This window comes from Intestinibacter sp., assembly GCF_034113885.1.
In the GTDB taxonomy this organism is placed as follows: Bacteria; Bacillota; Clostridia; order Peptostreptococcales; family Peptostreptococcaceae; genus Intestinibacter.
In genome coordinates, this window is the sequence record NZ_JAXEWM010000244.1 from 1 (window position 1) to 3,477 (window position 3,477).

3 protein-coding genes are annotated in these 3,477 nt (G+C 31.9%); all 3 read left to right on the forward strand.

The annotated features are described in order from the left end of the window. Positions 1-205: 205 nt before the first annotated feature. Positions 206-2,524: a HEPN domain-containing protein gene (locus SPD90_RS14465; RefSeq protein ID WP_320925700.1), complete on the forward strand. Its 2,319-nt coding sequence runs from the start codon at positions 206-208 to the stop codon at positions 2,522-2,524. A gap of 198 nt (positions 2,525-2,722) precedes the next feature. Continuing rightward, positions 2,723-2,917, forward strand: coding sequence for a hypothetical protein (locus SPD90_RS14470; RefSeq protein WP_320925701.1), 195 nt, complete (start codon positions 2,723-2,725; stop codon positions 2,915-2,917). Between the two features lie 53 nt (positions 2,918-2,970). Continuing rightward, the coding region (locus tag SPD90_RS14475) for a hypothetical protein (protein ID WP_331680592.1) at positions 2,971-3,477 on the forward strand (507 nt) is incomplete at its 3' end.

Here is a 3,477-nt window from a genome sequence, read left to right on the forward strand (position 1 = left end):
TGTAAAAAATAAGTTTATAGATAAAATTGTCAAAAATTTTGATCATATTTCTTATAAGATTTATTTAGTTTACTATATGCTTATAGAGGCTTCATTAAGAGTTTAGAAATTAAAAAAAAATATTGCAAATTAAGGCTTATCGACTACAATTTCAAAATTCTATTATATTATATAAATAAAAAAACAAAAAAAGGAGACCCTAACAATGTCAAAAATGAAAACAGAATACCTAATTTCCATAGAAAACAAAGACAACATCTGCAAAAACGAGCAAAGCTTTGCAAACCTATTAATGATAAACGGCGACATCAAAGTAGACAAAAACATCATCGAATACAAAGGCAAATTTTACACATACAAAAGCAAAAAATACATAAACAAAAATCCAAAAAATTTAAATGAAAACAAACAAGACCAAAAACAAAACAAGAAACAGAAAAAGGAAAAATCCAAAAAGAAAAAAACCGAGTTCATCTATTTCCACATCACAATAGGAGCAGAAATAGACGAATCAAACCAATCAGACATAAAAGCATACGAAAGCCTACTGAGAAGCATAAGAATAGCAGTATACAAAGTCACAGACAAGATACAGACTATCTGGGACGATGTGAGCTTCTACTACTCTAAGCTGGCGTACCCACTGATTTACGATATGGAAAATTCCATGAGAAAGCTGCTTACTAAGTTCATGGTCGTCAATGTTGGCAGGGATTGGGTGAAGCAAAATACTCCAGATAAGTTGGCTAATTACATCACTGAGAACAAGACGGAGGAGCTTTTTTATAAGTTTAATTTCCTTGAGCTGAGAAGCTATTTGTTTGACGAGCGCACTATGTACGATATGAATGATCTTATAAATGAGAACAAGGACAGGGGATTTGTGACTATTAATCAGATTGCTCCTTATTTGAAAAAGAGCAATTGGGATAGGTATTTTGATGATTTTGTCGATTTGGATGGGGATCAGCTAAGCAAGAGCTGGAAGGAATTGTATGTATTTAGATGTAAGGTTGCGCATAATAATAAGCTTTTGAGAGCTGATTATGAGAAGGTTTTGGAGATTTTTAATGAGATAAAGCCTCAGATTGACAAAGCTATAGAGAGTCTGGATGATGTTGTAGTAAATGAGTTTGAGCGTGAGATTTTGAGTGAGAATTTTGTCAGTATGAAAAATGTGAAGGCTGGAGAGTTTATTATTGAGTTTAATAGGCTTCATCAATTAGTTGATTGTCTATGTACTGGAATTGGTATTGACATGAGGAGAGCTCGTTCCTTGAGAATGGCGTTGAGAAGCTTGTATAACGAGTCGATTATTAATGAGTACGAGCTTGAGGAGCTTGAAAATATATCTACATTTAGAAATTCTGTCGTTCATGGTACGCAGAGTATAGAGGAGGATAAGCTTGAAGAAGCTTTCAACAAGATTAGGAAATGGTCAGCTGTGATCGAGACTAAGATAGGGGCTTGTAGAAAGGAAAAAATACGTGCTTTGGAAATAATGGAGGATGTATTTAAGACAAGCAATGTTGTTAAATACGACATGGCGAATCGAGAAAAGATAAATGAGGATAATATTTATTGTGTTGTGCATAAGTCTCAATATTTGTTAAATGAATATACTAGAATGCTTTCTGAAATTACAGATGAGTTCGAGCTTAATGATAGGGATAAGTTTTTGGGTATAAAGATGCTAGATAATAGCATGTTTGGCTCTTTGGAATCTTACCTAAATTCGCATTCATGGGAGGATTTGTTGAATTGCTATATAATAAAATTCATGAATGATTGCAATGGCGGCGTGATCGAGGAGTTAAACGGCAAGGAGCTGGATTTTTATTTAGAATATATTGAGGAAAAAGATATTTTAGAGCTGTATAGAAGGCTAGTAGATTATCAGGTGAAGAAATCTATAGGTGAGATGTATGGTGAAGATGCTGTAAATGGCGAGACTACTTACGATGCTGAGATATCTATATTGATTAATAATTCGGATTGGATGCATTATAAGTATATCGTGGATTGCTTGCAGGCGTTGAAGTCTATAAGGGCGTTTTTGGAGAAAAATGAGATATACATAGATATAAAGCTATTTATGAAGGACGACAGATATATTGAGAGTCATTTGCTAGAAGAATTTGAATCGAATATATTGAGCTTAAAATGGAGTAAGGTCGAAATAAGGGATTCTGTGCTCGGTGCTTTATTTGAGGCTATGGAAGAGCTGCATGAGAGACAGATATCTTTATTTGATAGGGCCTTGACAGATGATGTAGATGATTCTAAGAAATTGAGCTTGTTCTGGGGCAAAAATGCAGTTGACGGCGAGAGAGATATTAGTATGATGGATTATTTTTGCGAGAATTTAGAGCGAATTGGTAGATTTAATGTGGTCGATGCTAGTAGGATTTTGGTGGAGGCTATGGAGATTGAGAAGAGTAGGGATTTGGATATTATTAATGGGAAGGTTGTTAGTCAGGGTAGCTTGAAGAAGGTTTTTGAGGGGTATTTGAGTGAGATGTAGCTAAGGTTATATGTTAATGGTGATGAGAGTTCTTTAATGAAAGGCATAGGTTGATTTAGTTATCCTATGCCTTTTGATTTAAATTATTTTATGAAATAGCAAAGTTTAATAGTAATATTTCTAATTTTCGTTGCTGATTTATAATTTTTATTTTATAATAAGTAATAATTTAAAAATTATGTGAGGGAGGTTGTTTTTATGGGATTTTTTAAAACAATGAGAGACTTAGAAAAATTAGGGTTAGTAAAAGTAGAAATCAATGGAGTTGATAAAGGTAAAATTGATTTTGCTAGTGAAAAACTTGATAAAGGTGGTAGAACTATTAGATTAAGATATAGAAATGAACATGAAATAATAGATAGTGTACCTAAGAAATATAATAAAAATAAATAATAGGGATATATAGTTTATGAAAATGTAAAAAGTTATAAAATAAAGTATAGAGGGTGATTATTACGTATAAATATTTTTTACCAGATGAATCAAATGCAAAGAATGAATATTCTTTAGAAGAAAATTCATTAATAATTATAGGCGCAAATGGATCAGGAAAGAGTCAATTAGGAGCTTGGATGGAAAAACAAGATATACAAAATACACATAGAATTGGAGCTCAACGATCATTGGTATTTGGTAAGTATATACAACAAAGAAGTTATGAACAAGCTACAAATTTGTTATTATATGGTATAGAAACTCAGTCGACCATACATGATAATAGGTGGAAATGGGATGGAGAAAAACACAATTTTACATCTTCGATGCTAGCAGATTATGAATATGTATTATCTTCATTAATTGCATTAAATACTATGGAACAAGACAAATATGTAAAAGAATGTAAAGAATTAGATAGAGAAGGAAAACTACATAATAAAGTTCCAGAAATGGTTATTGATAAATTAAAAAGAATATGGCAAAATATTTTTCCACATAGAAAAATAGATATTATT

Bases quoted from the DNA above. Each gene is read 5' to 3' on its own strand.
- SPD90_RS14465 (WP_320925700.1), top strand. From the start codon at position 206: ATGTCAAAAATGAAAACAGAATACCTAATTTCCATAGAAAACAAAGAC.
- SPD90_RS14470 (WP_320925701.1), top strand. From the start codon at position 2,723: ATGGGATTTTTTAAAACAATGAGAGACTTAGAAAAATTAGGGTTAGTA.